Source organism: Pseudomonas lini (genome assembly GCF_964063345.1).
GTDB classification, from domain to species: Bacteria; Pseudomonadota; Gammaproteobacteria; order Pseudomonadales; family Pseudomonadaceae; genus Aquipseudomonas; species Aquipseudomonas lini_B.
In genome coordinates this window covers 5,753,896-5,769,732 of the sequence record NZ_OZ061318.1, presented here as the reverse complement: position 1 = coordinate 5,769,732, position 15,837 = coordinate 5,753,896, and the positions used below count along the sequence as shown (strand labels likewise).

Below are 15,837 nucleotides of genomic sequence, written 5' to 3'. Positions count from 1 at the left end.
CAAAACTGCTATCGCTGGATCGGTATGGGTTGCTCCAGGGCCAATAGCTGCGCACGGTTTTCCAGTGCCGTGAACACTGCAAAAGGGTTATCGAAAGCGCCCGCCGGCATTGGTGGATTCAGGGTCAATCGCCCCCACAATTCGTCCGAAGCATCCACGTCAATCAACAGTCGCCAGACCCTCGCCTGAAGATCCAGATAATTGACCTGGAAATCCGCGGTGAGGCTCAACGCGTTCATGCTCCCTAAAAATCGCCCGCCACCCGGCCTGAGAGCCAGCCGCTGCCAGACCTCAAGCCGAACGTTTCGCTGCGTGGCTTCAACTCCGTTCAACCAGGTCGCCGGATCCGAATAACCGGGGCCCGGCGCACTCAGCCACAAGTTGATGCCCGTTTGCTCCCGATGCGTGACCAGCCGCTGCAAGGTGTCCTCATCGGTCAGCGGGTTGTTCCACAGCAGCACGCGGTCCCTGGCGATGGCCTGGTTCAGTACCGCCTGTGGAACGCGACGAATCTGGTTATTGCTCAAATCCAGCGTGGTCATGTATGGCTGCTCCATGATCCCGACCGGGCACGTGGCGATGCCCGTGTCGTTCAGCTTCAGCGATCGCAATTGGTCCATTCCCAGCACCACGGGAGGTACACCCAACGGGTTATCGCTCAGATCCAGCGATTGCAGGTTAACCAACTGACTGAGCTGCGCCGCTGTGTTTTGCTCGAATGTCAGCTGAGTGGAACGCAGGTTTAACGAAGTGAGATGCTGAAGCTGCGCGATTGTGGATGGCAATACGCTTTCCAGATCCCCGTCAGCATCGGCCAGCCGAAGGTCAACGCCTTGCATATCGAGGATTCGCAGATTCGGAAAAGACTCAAGAAAGCCATTCAGGCTTTCACGTTCGGTCAGATGAAAACTACGCATCGATAACTCGGTCACGTCGTTGAGTCGAACATTCAGCAGGGGCAGTCGATGGTAATCCTCATACGCCATGTCCAACCGAAAGCCAGACAAGTGATGACCTGAATAGGAACTGTCCTCCTGCGGGGAACGCTTTCTCCAGATGGCAATCAGTTCATCCACCAGTTCAGACCGGCTGGTGCGCTCATAGAGAATCGCATCATTGAGCAATTGCACGTTACGGGCGGCGATCTGCATAGGGTTCATACCCTGGACTCGAACATCGCCGGCCACCAGAAATTCAATGTCCATCTCCTCGACATCGTCCGCCGCCTGATCGATCCAGCCGCTCAAGTCGGTGTGCAACTGCTGAAACTGCTGCTTCAACCCATCGATGTGGGCCTGGGCCCCGCCGCCCACGCGGTGTAACAGATCATCAGTCTCGACATTGGAGAACTCGGGATAGAGCTCCTTGAGCTGTAGCCTCATCATCTCGTGCGTCAACGCTTCGGCTTGCGGTGTTCCGGGGAAACCGCCACCTCGCAGGCCCTGAGCTTCAAAGGGTAGCCCCGAGTCCATCCTGCCCAACCCAAGCATGAGTTCCGAGCGGGACAATGCGTGATCACCGATGCTGAGCCGCAACTCATTGGCCGGATCAAGTGAGGTCAGGTGTAACGCCGTGCGCTCCTCATCGGTCAATACCCCGAGAAGCGCCTGATAAAAATCCGTTTGCAGCACCTGATGCTGATAGCGATTACCCACTTTGATCAGGCGCCTGACATCAGCGGCATCAAGCGCGCCACTGCGATCCAGTACCTGTCCAGTGGCTGACTGATCGAGCACCTCAATACGGATGCCCTGCGGCCAACCCGGAAGATTCTTGAGGGAGTGCAAAGCCAGCACCTCCGATTCCGTGCTGTCCACCGAGCGAAGGTATAAGCCTTCATAGGCCCGGTTGAGCCGTACATGCTGCCGGTATTGACCGGCCTTGCCATCCAGTCGCCTGAACACTTGCATGGCTTCGGTTGCATCGGGCGGTGCCTGGATGTCTACGCCATAGCGGTCGAGCATTTGCTCGATGGTGCTTTTGGGCAGGCCTGGGTATTCCTGTTGAAACAGCCGTACCCATTCGCGTTCCGAGTGCTGAAGTGCTTCGTATCGGGTGTTGAAAAGTTCGCTGCGCCGAGGCTGTGCCGTATCAACGTGAGCGAGCTGCTGGTCGATCTCGAAACGGCTGATCGTATCGGCCATCAGTGGCGACGGTGGCCGTCCGTTCTGTATCAGTCGCAACATGTCGTCATCGACTGCGACAACCTTGCCAATCTGCGCCAACACTTCATCACTGAAACCCGCTACCGGAGCGCCGATTCCACGCAGCAGCGCCAGCCGGCCAGGCTTGGGCAACCCTCCTTGCACTGTCGGTACAGAAACGAGCGGATCGGGCGAAGGCGCAGTGCTTGGCGTCGGCGACGATTCGCCAGGTTCATTATCGACATTGAGGGACGCGCCAATATCAGACGCCTCACTTTTCGCCGTGGCTGTGACCCCGATCAAGGGCAACGCATTGAGCACGCCAAAGACGGTACGCGTTAAGCCCTGGGCACGCTCACTCGACGTTTCCCCGTTAATGGCTTGATTCAACCCGTAGCCCGCATCGATGAGCCCGGCTAACGCCAGCAAGCCCTCTGCGCCCGGAACGAACAACGCCAGCGGACCAAACCGATTGACCCACTGCACAACCGGCTCGACGACGGCGCTCAGGTTGTCACGGTTGACTTGCGCGTTGTCCCGTATGGTTTTAATGCTGGCGCGCTCAGCCTGCTTCATCGTTGACACCAATTGCGCAAAGGGATCCATCCCGTCGACCGGATCATCGAAGCCGATAAAATGCGCAGGGTCCCAAAAGCCGTCATCGTTGAAGAAACCTGCCTCTTTCGTCAGTCGGTGCTTTTGCGGGTAAATCGCCATGCCATCCAGCGCCGTCAGTACTCCCGCATGAAAAGTACCGTCGTCGCGGTCGTCTTCGGCAAAATGGGATGCCAACGCCTGCTTCGTCTCGGCAACCTTGCCTTGCGCCACAATCCATTGACGTAGCTGGCTGATGTCGGTGAATTCGTGCACCGGCGACGAGTTGCCGGGGACGTATAACAAAATCCTCGTGCTGAAACGGTCGCGAAAGGCCCAGATATCCTTCGCCACGTATCGATACAACTTCAGCCGACTGGCCTCAATCCCCGGGGCAATCCGGGTTGGCGCTTGCAGTGGCTCGATGGTCAAGGCTTCCCACGCCTGATCCGACGGCAGTCCGGCAGCCTGCATGGCCAGTTCCAGCCCCTTTTGAGTCAAGCACCGCTCACGGCTCTGCAACCACGTCGACATGACAAACGCCGCTTTGACCGAGGTCCTCAACGCGTAGGGTTCAGCAGCAAAAAGTACCTCGTCGGTCGGCCAGGCCTGATCCAGATAAGCCTTGTACAAGTCCTGTAAATCCAGCTCCCAAATCCATTTTTTGTAGTCTGCGGAATTCAAAGTGATCTGCGTCAGCGGCCCATAGGTCTGCGGTACCGTTTGGCGGTAGATGCCTTCATACGTCTGGTGATTGCCGCTGCCGTGGTCAGCGAACTCATCGACGTTCTGCACAATTCGAATGGATGGGCCGATGTCCGGCGGTGTGTACAGACCGAACGCGGTTTCCGCGAAACGTCCGTCACCCACGGTTTGATAATTGGCCAGTAGCGCCTGCAGCAGAGATTGCGAATTGGCCACTTGCCCTTGGTGAATACCGTCCTGTGCAGGGCGGCCCTTGTAGTTGTAATCGAGCGTGACCAGCATGGTGGTCTGCGGATCGATGTCCGTCCCCCACTTTTCCTTGAACAGGCGTGCGCCAAATTGGCCGGGCGTTTGCGGCAGCGCAATGTCCACGGCGGCTTTCAGCTCGTCGCGCATGCGCAACGTGGGTGGCGTCAGACCGGAATCGACATCGTTTGGGTGGTTAGTCATGGTGCATTCCATTGCAAGCTTTGAGGAACACCAACATAACCAGCTGCGCCTCAATCGGAAGCGGGAACAATAGGCAGTGAAGTCAGGAAAAGTCGGAAACCGTGCAGGGAAAGTGGAGGTGCGGAAAAATTCGCAAAAAAAATGAAGCCGGGGATCGACCCACGGCTTCATTTTTCATCACGATGTTGCGTCGAGCTTTACCAGAAGCGTTGCTGGGTCAACCGGCTCCACCAGCTCAGCAACACGCGATCCACCGAACCGCTGGCCGCGATACCGATGCGCTCCTGCAGGCTTTTGCGTTCGGCGTAATGCAAGTGATAGAGCTCGGACTGCTTGGCGCGTTCGGCGAGGTATTCATCGCTGGTCTTGAGTTCATCCACCAATTGCTTGTCCAGAGCCGCGATACCCAACCAGATTTCACCGGTGGCCACTTCGTCGATGGCCAGTTGCGGGCGATAGCGGGAAACAAAGTTTTTGAACAGCTGATGAGTGATGTCCAGCTCTTCCTGAAATTTCTCCCGGCCCTTCTCGGTGTTTTCACCAAACACCGTCAGGGTGCGTTTGTACTCGCCGGCCGTCAGCACTTCGAAGTCGATGTCGTGTTTTTTCAGCAGACGATTGACGTTAGGCAACTGCGCCACCACGCCGATCGAGCCGAGGATCGCGAACGGTGCACTGATAATCTTCTCGCCGATGCACGCCATCATGTAGCCGCCGCTGGCCGCGACCTTGTCGATGCACACGGTCAACGGCACACCGGCTTCACGAATCCGCGCCAGTTGCGAAGACGCCAGACCATAGCTGTGAACCATGCCGCCGCCGCTTTCCAGGCGCAGCACCACTTCATCCTTTGGCGTGGCGAGGGTCAGCAGCGCGGTGATTTCGTGGCGCAGGCTCTCTGTGGCCGACGCCTTGATATCACCGTCGAAATCCAGCACGAACACCCGCGGTTTGGCCTCGGGCGTCTTCTTTTGCTTTTTCTCGGTTTTGGCCTGGGACTTGCGCAAGGCCTTGAGCTGTTCCTTGTCGAGCAAGGTTTGCTCCAGGCGTTCGCGCAGCCCTTTGTAGAAATCATTGAGCTTGCTGACTTGCAGCTGCCCGGCCGACTTGCGCCGACCTTTACTGCGCAACGCCGCAAAACTGGCCAGGACCACCAGAATGGCGATCACCAGAGTCACGGTCTTGGCCAGAAAAATGGCGTACTCGAACAAAAGCTCCACAGGGACTCCTTCAATCAATGCGCGGGGTAAACACGCGCGGGATACCTCCAGCATACCCATCCGCCGGCCCCACGACCAGCCGTGAAACCTCTGGCAACAGGCCTGTAACGGGCATTTCAAACAAGCGTATGTTTTTTCATTGACAGCTCATCGTCATCCTCATAACCTCGCCAAACCTTCAACGTACCGGGATGACGCGGACGTGGGCAGCATCTACTTGATTCGACATGGCCAAGCCTCCTTTGGTGCAGACGACTATGACGTCCTGTCGCCGACCGGTATTCGCCAGGCAGAACTCCTCGGCCAGCATCTGGCCGAACTCGGTGTCAGCTTCGATCGCTGCCTGTCGGGCGACCTGCGCCGCCAGCAACACACCGCCAATAGCGCGCTGGAACAATTCGCCGCGGTCGGGGTCCCGGTGCCGGTGCTGGAAATCGATTCCGCCTTCAACGAATTCGATGCCGACGCAGTGATCCGTGCCCTGCTGCCGGCCATGTTGGAGGACGAGCCCCAAGCGCTGGACATCCTGCGCAACGCCGCACAACACCGTGCCGAGTTCCAACGCATTTTTGCCTTGATCATCGAGCGCTGGCTTGCCGGCACCTATGACACACCGGGCCTTGAGAGCTGGCTGGGTTTCGTCGAACGCGTGCAGGCCGGCCTGTATCGATTGCTCGAGCAAGCCGACAACACACAGAAAATAGCCGTGTTCACTTCCGGCGGCACCATCACTGCCCTGCTCCACCTCATTACGCAAATGCCTGCAAAACAGGCCTTTGAACTGAACTGGCAAATCGTCAACACCTCGCTCAACCTGCTTAAGTTTCGCGGTCGCGAGGTGGCCCTGGCTTCCTTCAACAGTCATGCGCATCTGCAACTGCTGAAGGCCCCGGAACTCATCACGTTTCGCTGAGTCCGGATTATTGTGACCCTGGCTGTAATCACCCAGCTCTAATTACCCAAGAAAGGATCGAACCATGACCTCCGTAGCTGATGCCGTACAAGCAATGAAAGCCAAGTTCAACCCAGCCGCTGCTGCCGGTCTGGACCTGGTATTCGGTTTTCGCATCGACGACACCAAGAACTTCTCGCTGATCGTCAAAGACGGCACCTGCGAACTGCAAGAAGGCGAGAACCCGGACGCCCAGGTCACTCTGGTGATGGACGGCGAAACCCTGGAAGGCATCGTCGACGGTTCGACCGACGGCATGCAAGCGTTCATGGGCGGCAAACTGCGCGCTGAAGGCGACATGATGCTGGCCATGAAACTGTCCGAGCTGTTCCCGGCCTAAGCGCGCCGCTCCCGTCTCTCGGGAGCACGTATGGCTGCAAACGAATCCCGCCCCTTGTGGCGGGATTTGTCGTTTTCGCCCTCGGAAAACGGCTATCTGCGGATTTGCCGACTATATTCCTTCTGGCCGCATGCGTCAGACATCGGCTGTTTGCCCTCGCTTCTTTTTTGAAGACTTTGTGGAGAGCACTGCCATGAGTCCACCTGACGAGCACAACGACTTCAGTCGTCGCCGTGTATTGCAAGGCCTTTCGGCAGGCGCCGTCGGTGCCTGGGTCAGCCCACTATTCGCAGGGAGTAAAACCATGCCCGATGCCCCGGCCGATCTGATTCTTTATAACGGACGCCTGCACACCGTCGACCGCAAGAAACCCCAGGCCAGCGCCGTCGCGATCAAGGACGGACGCTTCGTGGTGGTTGGCAGCGATGCCCAGGCCATGGCGCTGCAAGGCCCCGGCAGCCAAATCATCGACTTGCATGGGCGCACGGTGATTCCAGGGCTCAATGACTCCCACCTGCACTTGATCCGTGGCGGCCTGAATTACAACCTCGAACTGCGCTGGGAAGGTGTGCCGTCCCTGGCCGATGCCTTACGCATGCTCAAGGAGCAGGCCGATCGCACGCCTACGCCGCAATGGGTGCGAGTGGTCGGAGGCTGGAACGAATTCCAGTTTGCCGAGAAGCGTCTGCCGACGATTGAAGAATTGAACAAGGCCGCGCCGGACACCCCGGTGTTCGTCCTGCACCTCTACGACCGCGCCCTGCTCAATCGGGCGGCGTTGAAAGTGGTCGGTTATACCCGCGACACACCGAACCCGCCGGGCGGTGAGATCCAGCGCGATGCCAATGGCGACCCCACCGGCATGCTGATCGCCCGCCCTAACGCGATGATCCTTTACTCGACCCTGGCCAAGGGGCCGAAATTACCGTTGGAATACCAGGTCAACTCGACCCGTCAGTTCATGCGCGAACTCAATCGACTCGGCGTCACCAGCGCCATCGATGCCGGCGGCGGTTATCAGAATTACCCGGACGACTATCAAGTCATCCAGCAACTGGCCAAAGACCAACAGCTCACGGTGCGCATTGCTTACAACCTGTTCACCCAAAAACCCAAGGAGGAGCTGACCGATTTCAAAAACTGGACCAGCACTTCCCATTACGGCCAAGGCGATGACTTCCTGCGGCACAACGGTGCCGGGGAAATGTTGGTGTTCTCCGCAGCGGATTTCGAAGACTTCCTCGAACCCCGTCCCGACCTGCCGAAAACCATGGAGCAGGAGCTGGAACCGGTGGTGCGGCATCTGGTGGAACAGCGCTGGCCGTTCCGCCTGCACGCCACCTACAACGAATCCATCAGCCGCATGCTCGACGTGTTCGAGAAGGTCAATCGGGATATTCCGTTCGACGGCTTGCCATGGTTCTTCGATCACGCCGAAACCATCACCCCACGAAACATTGAACGGGTTAAAGCCCTCGGTGGCGGCATCGCCATCCAGGACCGCATGGCGTTTCAGGGCGAATACTTTGTCGACCGTTACGGCGCGAAGGCGGCCGAAGCGACACCACCGATCGCGCGCATGCTGGCCGAGGGTGTGCCGGTGGGCGCCGGCACCGATGCTACACGCGTGTCCAGCTACAACCCATGGACCTCGATGTACTGGCTGGTCAGCGGCCGCACCGTCGGCGGGCTGACGCTGTACCCGCAAGGCTTGAGCCGCGATACGGCGCTGGAACTGTTCACCCACGGCAGCGCCTGGTTTTCCTCTGAACAAGGCAAGAAAGGCCAGATCAAGGTCGGGCAACTGGCGGACCTGATTGCGTTGTCGGCGGACTACTTTCACATCGAAGACGAAGCCATCAAATGGATCGAGTCGGTGCTGAGCATTGTCGACGGCAAGATTGTCTACGGCAGCGTCGAGTTCGAAAAACTGGGACCGCCACCCATTCCGGTGGTCCCTGAGTGGTCACCCGTGGTGAATGTACCGGGACACTGGAAACCACTGGCGCCGCTGACCGCGCAAATACACCAGTGCGTGGGCGCTTGCGCGGTGCATGCCCATAGCCATGAGCGGGCGCGGTTGTCGTCAGCGCCGGTCAGTGACTTTCAAGGGTTCTGGGGGGCGTTTGGCTGTTCGTGCTTCGCGTTCTGAACAAAATATTTCCAAACATTATCCATCCAAGGTGGGAGCGCCGCACCGCCGCTCCTACATTGAATCCGAAGTAATTAGTTCGGGCAGTGAAATCTGTGGCGAGGGAGCTTGCTCCCGTCCGGCTGCGCAGCAGTCGTAAACCATCCGATGAGGTGCCTCTGAAGAACTGCAGTGGCAGGTTTTGGGGCCGCTTCGCGCCCCAGCGGGAGCAAGCTCCCTCGCCACAGACGGTATCCGCTGGCGGCGCCTGCTCTTACAATGCCCGCACCTCCCCTATCGGCCAGCCCATGGACATCGACCTCGCCCGCACCTTTCTGGAAATCGTCCGCCACGGCAGCCTGGCCGCGGCGGCTGAAAAGCTGCACGTCACTCAGACTGCGATCACCGCCCGTGTGCAGAAGCTCGAAAGTCAGCTCGGCAGCACGCTGTTCGTGCGCAACCGCGCGGGTGCGCGCCTGACACCGAATGGTGAGGCCTTTGTGGTTTACGCCAATCAACTGGTACAGACCTGGGAAGCGGCGCGTCGGGACTTGCCGCTGCCCGAGGGCTACCGCGACGTACTGCACATCGGTGGCGAGGTCAGTCTGTGCAACCCATTGATGCTCAGCTGGGCCGGCGAACTGCGCGAGAAAATCCCCAGCCATGCCTTGCGCATGGAAATCCGCGACGGCGAAAACCTCCTGCGCCAACTGGAGCTGGGGGTGCTGGATGCGGCGCTGGTCTATCAGCCCGAGTACTGGCCACGTCTGCAAGTCGAGCAAGTGCTGGAAGAAAAACTCATCCTGGTACGCCTGGCCGGACAGCCTGATCCTTATGTGTATATCGACTGGGGCCCGGACTTCCGTCGTCAGCACGATGCCGCACTGCCAGAAAAAGCCAAGGCGGCCTTGAGCTTCAACCTCGGACCGCTGGCCTTGCAGTACATTTTGGAAAACGGTGGCAGCGGCTATTTCCGCACCCGTGTGGTCCAGAGCTACCTGGAAAGCGGCGTGCTGGAGCCAGTGCCCAAAGCCCCGGAGTTCAGCTATCCGACCTATCTGGTTTACTCACGGGACCGTGACTCAGCGACCCTGCAACGAGCCTTCGATTTACTGCGTGAAGTGATCAAGACGGACGACGACTGGTCCCAGCGCTGGAACCCATTGACCTGACGCCAGGCGCCTTGCACCGGAGCATGGCGCATGGCGCATGGCGCATGGCGCATGCGGCCTCAAGGTTGGGCCAGCCTCTGTGGCGGGATCGACTAATCTGCTGGTTATAACAATAACCACAGGTGAACGCAGTGAGGCAGACCACCGAAGCATTCCGCGCGCGCTACCGTGCCGACATTCATCCGCTCTACAACCCCTGGCTGCATGGCGCCTTTGTGTTGCTGTTCGGGTTGCTGGCCATCGGCGCGTTCTGGAGCACCGTGCATCAGGTACACCCCCTGGAATGGCTGGCGGTGCCGCTGACTCTGTTGTTCTTCAACTTCGGCGTCTACGTCGTGCATCGGCATCTGGGGCACCACAAAAAGCGCCTGGCGCGAATGTTCTACGCCCGTCATGCCGGTGACCATCACAGCTTTTTCACCCCCAGCCATATGACCTACGACAGCGCCCGCGACTGGCGGGTGATTCTGTTTCCGGCCTGGCTGATCGTGTTGCATACCCTCGTCATCACCGCGCCCGCTTGGTGGCTGTTGGCTCAGATCAATGGCAACGTCGCGGGACTGTTCGGCGGCTGCATGGTCCTCGGCTACCTGACTTATGAAGTGTTCCATACCTGCGAACATCTACCACCCGGTAACCCGCTGACACGTCTGCCGTGGATTCGCCAGATGCGCCGCTTGCACGCACTGCACCATCGCCGTGAGCTGATGCAGGAGCGCAATTTCAATATCGTGTTTCCATTGATGGATTACCTGTTCGGCACCCTGTACTGGGAACCGGAACAAGCGCCCCCACACCTGACGAGAACGCCCACCCGCCTGCAGCATGTAATCGACATCGCTGGAAATCCGCTCGCCGTGCTCGCCTACGCCAGTACCGCGACACGTTGGCCGGAGTGGCATCCCTCCTCCCTCAAGGTCGATGGCCAGAGCGGCCCGCTGTATGCGGGGGCGCGGTTCGAGGAAGACATTCGGGCCGGCGGGCGTGAGGGGCATTTGCGCTGGGAGGTCGATGAATACCTGCCCGGTCGCCGCTGGAGCGCTCAGGCTTGGGGCGATCATGGATTGTCGTTGAGGGTGACTTACGAGTGCGAGGCTTTTGGCGACGGCACGCGGTTTGTCCGCACCCTGGAATATTGCTTCAGCGGTGTGGTGATGCGCATTGCCAATCGACTGCTGCTCAAGCGGCGCATTGAGCGTGAATCAGCGCAATCGATGCTGGCATTACGCGAGATGGCGCAAAAACATCTGGCCTCGACAGGAGTCACCGCGTGAAAAGAGCCCTCAAGGTTCGGCATTTATTGTTGCTGTTAATCATGGTGATTGGCGGCTTTCTGTTGTTATTACCCACCAAGGTCCAGCCGATCGCCTGGACACCGTCACCGGCGCCCTCCCTCATTGATGGCATTTACACAGACAATCAGCGCCTCAAAGGCGTGGAACGTGTCGGCGCCGCTGACATCGACGGCCCGGAGGCGTTGCTGCTGGAGGAAGACGTCCTCATCACCGGTCTGCATGACGGCCGGTTGATTCGCACCAGCCTCGACGGCAAAACCACCAAGGTGCTGGCCGATACCGGTGGCAGGCCATTGGGCCTGGCGCGGCACCCCAATGGTTTGCTGGTGATCGCCGACGGGGTCAAGGGTTTGCTGTCGCTCGATGCTCAGGGCCGGTTGATTGCATTGAGCACCACGGCCAACAACGTGCCCTTCGGTTTTACCGATGACGTGGCCATCGACAAGCCCGGGCATTACGCCTATTTCAGCGATGCTTCCAGCCGTTGGGGTTATGGTAAGGATGGCGAGGCGATCATCGAGCACGGCGGCGACGGTCGATTGCTGCGTTATGACTTCCAGACCGGTACCACCACGGTCTTGCTGGATAAGCTGGAGTTCGCCAACGGTGTGACCCTTGGGCCTGACGATGCGTTTGTGCTGGTCAACGAAACCGGCGCCTATCGCATCAGCCGCTATTGGCTGACCGGGCCGAAAGCTGGAACCCACGATTTGTTCATCGACAATTTGCCAGGGCTGCCGGACAACCTGGCATTCAATGGTCGCGACCGTTTCTGGGTGGCGCTGTATGCACCGCGCAATGCACTGCTCGACGCCACGGCGCCCTACCCTCTGGTACGCAAAATGATCGTGCGCGCGATGACGGTCCTGCCCATACCGGTGGAGAACCGCGCCTTTGCCCTCGGCCTGGACCTCGACGGTAAAGTGATTGCCAATCTGCAGGACGCCAGCAGCGGCAACTACTCACCCATCACCACCGTGCGCGAGTATGGCGACTGGTTGTACCTGGGGTCGCTGAAAGCACGGCACATGGCGCGGTTGCCGTTGAGCACGGCATTGCAGTAGTAACGGAAATCAACCTGTGGGAGCGGGGTTGCTCGCGAAGGCGGACTGACATTCAACATTGATGTTGACTGGCATGGCCTCATTCGCGAGCAAGCCCACTCCCACAGTTGATTGGGGTTGCCGCGAGGTTTGTGATCAACCCTCGTGGAATCAACGCGAATCCATCTCACCATCGCGTACCGAATTGTCTGTCTCTTCGCGCACTCGCTCCGGGTCGATGCCAGTGACGTCATCCTGCTCCAGAGGCGTTATGTCCTCATTGTCCGGCAATTCATCGATGCCCGGTTCATCCTCGGGGTTGACGGTGGTGCGTCCTGGGCTCAGGGGTTCGGGATGCGTCGGGATCGGGTCATAGCCGCCCTGTTCTTCGCTGGGGTACTTTTCTTTAGGGGGAAAGGCTGAATGGGGCATGGGGCACCTCGCATGGGCCGCAAAGTCGGGCTCTGATCATTCGAGGTGCCGGTATTTATCCCCGTTCCAATTTTTCAGCCGCCGGTCGTCAGTGGCTTGATACAGAGGTCAGGACGGCGTCTGGAGTCGTTCAACGATCTTATTCTTGACCAGCACGCGCTTCTCCTTGAGTTTCTTCAGTTCGTCATCGCTGAGCGCGTCCGATTGGGCGGTCTCAGCCTTTACCACCTCGGCGTCCGCCTGAGAATACTTGTTGATCAGTGAATCCAGTAACGGATCCTTGGTGCGTTTTTGCTGGATCTCTTCCTTTGAAAGTTTCAGATCCTGATACAGATCATGAGTCACCGGCATGGAACACCTCCGTTTGTTGATCGGTAGCAAACGCGATCGATTGCGTTCACCAGCTATCAGAATGGCCTTGCTTACCCTGTTCTGTCGACCGTCTATCAGACCAGCGGTGTCCGTTCGTCGTCCTGTCGCAAACACGATAAAACCTTTGCATCAGCGCCCGCCTCCATTGATTAACGATCACCTGGATCGCCCATAAAAACCTGTGTGGAGAATGTCCGATGGACGGATTCAATCTACGTCACCTCGCTCTGGCCGTAGCCTTGAGCACCAGCATGGGCACGGCTTTTGCCGCCGCCTCCAATGACTTCGTCGATGACGCAGTGGAGGGTGGCATCGCGGAAGTCGAGACTAGCAAACTGGCTCTGGAAAAAAGCTCATCGGCCGACGTCAAGGCGTTCGCCAAGATGATGGTCACCGATCATTCCAAAGCCAATGATGAACTGGCGGCACTGGCTAAAAAGCATGACATCGAGGTGCCGGACACAACGACAGTAGTCAAACAGGCCAAGGAAAAAATTCTCGACCTGCGCGATGAATCCTTCGACACGGCCTATGCCAACAATCAGGTGAAGGCTCATGAAGAAACCATTGAACGGTTCAAAAAAGAAGCCAACACAGTGACGGACGACAAGACCAAGGGCGCCACCGAACTCAAGGCATTCGCGCAAAAAATGTTGCCGGCGCTGGAAAAACACCTGGATATGGCGAAAAAACTCCAGGCGGCTCATCCCGATAAATAAGCCCAAGCCTTGAGGCCAAGTGCGGAACCTGTGGGAGCGGGCTTGCTCGCGAAAGCGGCGTCACAGTCAACATCAATGTTGCCTGACACACCGCTTTCGCGAGCAAGCCCGCTCCCACATGCGCAGTCAATGAAATTGGGAATCAACCACCCAGCACGCTGCGGACCATGCTCAACAGCGCTTCAGGGCCATAAGGTTTGCTCAGCAGATAAGTGTCGGGGCTGAGTTGGTGATTGCGCGAAATAATGTCCCGGGTGTGGCCGGAGGTAAACAGCACCGCCACCGGCGGATTCTGTACCTTGGCCCAGGCGGCCAGGTCGGAGCTTTTGATCAGACCGGGCATGACCACGTCGGTGAAGATCAGGTCCACCGTCACACCATCGAGCAACATCTGCATGGCCAGGTCACCGTTGGCCGCGGTCAAAACCTGATAGCCCTCTTCACCCAACAAGTCCACCGCCGAGCCCCGCACCGCTTCGTTGTCCTCGACCACCAGAATGGTTTCGTGCCCGCCCCGGTGCTGCGGATCATGGCGCGTTGTTTCACCGAGCAACGGGCGCAAGCTGCGCGGGAAATACAACTGCACCCGAGTGCCCTGCCCGACGACGCTGGAGATCTCGATATGCCCGTCGCTCTGTTTGACGAAACCGAACACCATGCTCAAACCCAGGCCGGTGCCCTGGCCGTCGGCCTTGGTGGTGAAAAACGGTTCGAAGGCCTGTGCGAGCACTTGAGGCGGCATGCCGACACCCGTATCAGCCACCGCGACGCAAACATAGTCGCCGGCGACGATGCCCTTGCCCGCGCAAAATTTGCGGTCGAGGGCAATGTTCTCGGCGCTCAGGGCAATGGTCCCCTCGCCGTTCATGGCGTCCCGGGCGTTGATCGCGAGATTGAGAATGGCGTTTTCCAGTTGATTGCAGTCCACGTACAGATGCCATGGATCGTCAGGCGCCGTCACCTTGATCTGGATAGTTTCCCCCAACGCCCGCTGCAACAATTCCCCCAGCCCTTCAAATATCTGCCGTGGATCGCAGACCGCCGGTGACAAAGGCTGACGACGGGCGAATGCGAGCAACTGTGACGACAGTTTGGCACCGCGCTCCACCGCGGCAATCGACGCACTGACCCGACGTTGCACATTGGCGTTGTCTGGCTCGTGACGTGCCAGCAAATGCAGGTTGCCGGCGATTACCTGCAACAGATTGTTGAAGTCATGGGCCACGCCGCCGGTGAGACCACCGATGGCTTCGAGTTTTTGTGACTGACGCAACTGCTCTTCGGCTGCCAGCCGCGCTTCGACTTCGTCGGCGACTCGCTGCTCCAGGTTGCGGGTGAATTTGAGCAACGACTCTTCGGCGGTCTTGCGTTCGTGGATGTCAATCAACACCCCGGGAAAGCGGAACGCCTCGCCTTGTTCATCGAACTCGCAACACCCACTGGCCAGCACCCACAGGTAACTGCCATCGGGACGCAGAACCCGGTATTCGGCGTTATAGGGGACGCCGGTTTCCACCGACTGATTGAACCGCTCCTGAACCCAGCTACGGTCGTCGGGATGAATCTGCATTTCGGCGATGAGCGGTGGCAGGTTGGCCAGGTCCTGGTCGGGCGGATAGGAAAACGTGCGGGCGAAGCGTTCGTCGGCAGACAGCACATTAGCCTTGATGTCCCAGACGAATGAGCCGAGCAAAGCCCCGGCATTAAGAGCCAGGCGAACTCTTTCGTTGTCGGCGCGATAGGCGCTTTCGGCTTCCTGGCGGCGGCGCTCGGTAATCACATGATCAGTGGTGTCGACCACCATCGCCATGACCCCGGCGGGGTGCCCGTCATCATCGGCGACAGGACTGTAGTAAAGATCCATCCAGACGTCTTCGGGTACACCATCACGCAACAGCACCAAGGCTTTGTTGTGATAGGACAAGGTACCGCCCGCAAGGCAGATATCCACCACATGCCGATTGAATTCGGCGACCTCTGGCCAGCCCAATTCCACCGGGGAGCCCAACAGGTAAGGATGGCGCCCACCGGCAAACCTCGAGTAGGCATCGTTATAGATCATGTAACCGGGCCGGCCCCACAGCATCACCATCGGCAGGGGTGAGGCGAGTAATAATTGCACCACGCTGCACAGGCTCCCGGGCCAGGTATCGATACTCCCAAGCTCGGTCAGGCTCCAGTCGAACGCGCGAATGCGTCCGGCCATTTCGCCGCTCCAGCCGGTACATCCGTGGCTATTGTCTAGAAACTGCATCGACTGGCCTATGT

General features: G+C 58.7%; 12 protein-coding genes and 1 pseudogene. 8 read left to right on the top strand and 5 right to left on the bottom strand.

The window, feature by feature from the left end:
- Positions 1 to 8: 8 nt before the first annotated feature.
- Together AB3226_RS26395 and sohB are read right to left on the bottom strand one after the other, a co-directional pair.
- Positions 9 to 3,893 (bottom strand): dermonecrotic toxin domain-containing protein, encoded by a 3,885-nt coding sequence (locus AB3226_RS26395; RefSeq protein ID WP_367375255.1) that lies wholly within the window; start codon positions 3,891 to 3,893, stop codon positions 9 to 11.
- 197 nt (positions 3,894 to 4,090) lie between these two features.
- Positions 4,091 to 5,113, bottom strand: coding sequence for a protease SohB (gene sohB / locus AB3226_RS26390; RefSeq protein WP_367375254.1), 1,023 nt, complete (start codon positions 5,111 to 5,113; stop codon positions 4,091 to 4,093).
- 202 nt (positions 5,114 to 5,315) lie between these two features.
- Between sohB and AB3226_RS26385 the strand changes: the two genes are divergently transcribed.
- The 6 genes from AB3226_RS26385 to AB3226_RS26360 all read left to right on the top strand — a co-directional run bounded on the left by AB3226_RS26385 (position 5,316) and on the right by AB3226_RS26360 (position 12,067).
- Positions 5,316 to 6,026, top strand: a complete 711-nt coding sequence (locus AB3226_RS26385) for a histidine phosphatase family protein (protein ID WP_367375253.1) — start codon at positions 5,316 to 5,318, stop codon at positions 6,024 to 6,026.
- Between the two features lie 64 nt (positions 6,027 to 6,090).
- Positions 6,091 to 6,405, top strand: coding sequence for an SCP2 sterol-binding domain-containing protein (locus tag AB3226_RS26380; protein WP_123356684.1), 315 nt, complete (start codon positions 6,091 to 6,093; stop codon positions 6,403 to 6,405).
- A 304-nt stretch (positions 6,406 to 6,709) separates the two neighbouring features.
- The gene (locus tag AB3226_RS26375; RefSeq protein ID WP_367375856.1) at positions 6,710 to 8,557 is read left to right on the top strand and encodes an amidohydrolase; all 1,848 of its coding nucleotides are present in this window, start codon (positions 6,710 to 6,712) and stop codon (positions 8,555 to 8,557) included.
- 287 nt (positions 8,558 to 8,844) lie between these two features.
- On the top strand, positions 8,845 to 9,708 hold the full coding sequence (locus tag AB3226_RS26370; protein WP_007898206.1) for a LysR family transcriptional regulator: 864 nt from the start codon (positions 8,845 to 8,847) through the stop codon (positions 9,706 to 9,708).
- Positions 9,709 to 9,839: 131 nt separating this feature from the next.
- A complete protein-coding gene (locus AB3226_RS26365) occupies positions 9,840 to 10,982 on the top strand; it encodes an SRPBCC family protein (RefSeq protein WP_367375252.1) in 1,143 nt (380 codons plus the stop codon).
- Positions 10,979 to 12,067, top strand: coding sequence for an SMP-30/gluconolactonase/LRE family protein (locus AB3226_RS26360; protein ID WP_367375251.1), 1,089 nt, complete (start codon positions 10,979 to 10,981; stop codon positions 12,065 to 12,067). The genes AB3226_RS26365 and AB3226_RS26360 overlap by 4 nt, the downstream gene beginning before the upstream one ends.
- 150 nt (positions 12,068 to 12,217) lie before the next feature.
- On the opposite strand, the gene AB3226_RS26355 is transcribed toward AB3226_RS26360, so the two are convergent.
- On the bottom strand, positions 12,218 to 12,478 hold the full coding sequence (locus AB3226_RS26355) for a hypothetical protein (RefSeq protein ID WP_367375250.1): 261 nt from the start codon (positions 12,476 to 12,478) through the stop codon (positions 12,218 to 12,220).
- Between the two features lie 108 nt (positions 12,479 to 12,586).
- Positions 12,587 to 12,829: a hypothetical protein gene (locus AB3226_RS26350; protein ID WP_123722362.1), complete on the bottom strand. Its 243-nt coding sequence runs from the start codon at positions 12,827 to 12,829 to the stop codon at positions 12,587 to 12,589.
- Positions 12,830 to 13,047: 218 nt separating this feature from the next.
- Between AB3226_RS26350 and AB3226_RS26345 the strand changes: the two genes are divergently transcribed.
- Together AB3226_RS26345 and AB3226_RS26340 are read left to right on the top strand one after the other, a co-directional pair.
- Complete coding sequence (locus AB3226_RS26345; RefSeq protein ID WP_367375249.1) at positions 13,048 to 13,569, top strand: DUF4142 domain-containing protein; 522 nt, start codon at positions 13,048 to 13,050, stop codon at positions 13,567 to 13,569.
- Positions 13,570 to 13,578: 9 nt separating this feature from the next.
- A pseudogene (locus tag AB3226_RS26340) lies at positions 13,579 to 13,686 on the top strand (metal ABC transporter ATP-binding protein); the annotation flags it as partial.
- Between the two features lie 25 nt (positions 13,687 to 13,711).
- Here the strand turns inward: AB3226_RS26340 and AB3226_RS26335 are convergent.
- Complete coding sequence (locus tag AB3226_RS26335; RefSeq protein ID WP_367375248.1) at positions 13,712 to 15,823, bottom strand: ATP-binding protein; 2,112 nt, start codon at positions 15,821 to 15,823, stop codon at positions 13,712 to 13,714.
- Positions 15,824 to 15,837: the final 14 nt, after the last annotated feature.

What these genes read in the sequence shown, in the direction of transcription:
- AB3226_RS26380 (WP_123356684.1), top strand. Translation starts at nt 6,091, where the DNA reads ATGACCTCCGTAGCTGATGCCGTACAAGCAATGAAAGCCAAGTTCAAC.
- AB3226_RS26375 (WP_367375856.1), top strand. Translation starts at nt 6,710, where the DNA reads ATGCCCGATGCCCCGGCCGATCTGATTCTTTATAACGGACGCCTGCAC.
- AB3226_RS26350 (WP_123722362.1), bottom strand. Translation starts at nt 12,829, where the DNA reads ATGCCGGTGACTCATGATCTGTATCAGGATCTGAAACTTTCAAAGGAA.
- AB3226_RS26335 (WP_367375248.1), bottom strand. Translation starts at nt 15,823, where the DNA reads ATGCAGTTTCTAGACAATAGCCACGGATGTACCGGCTGGAGCGGCGAA.
- AB3226_RS26370 (WP_007898206.1), top strand. Translation starts at nt 8,845, where the DNA reads ATGGACATCGACCTCGCCCGCACCTTTCTGGAAATCGTCCGCCACGGC.
- AB3226_RS26345 (WP_367375249.1), top strand. Translation starts at nt 13,048, where the DNA reads ATGGACGGATTCAATCTACGTCACCTCGCTCTGGCCGTAGCCTTGAGC.
- AB3226_RS26395 (WP_367375255.1), bottom strand. Translation starts at nt 3,893, where the DNA reads ATGACTAACCACCCAAACGATGTCGATTCCGGTCTGACGCCACCCACG.
- AB3226_RS26355 (WP_367375250.1), bottom strand. Translation starts at nt 12,478, where the DNA reads ATGCCCCATTCAGCCTTTCCCCCTAAAGAAAAGTACCCCAGCGAAGAA.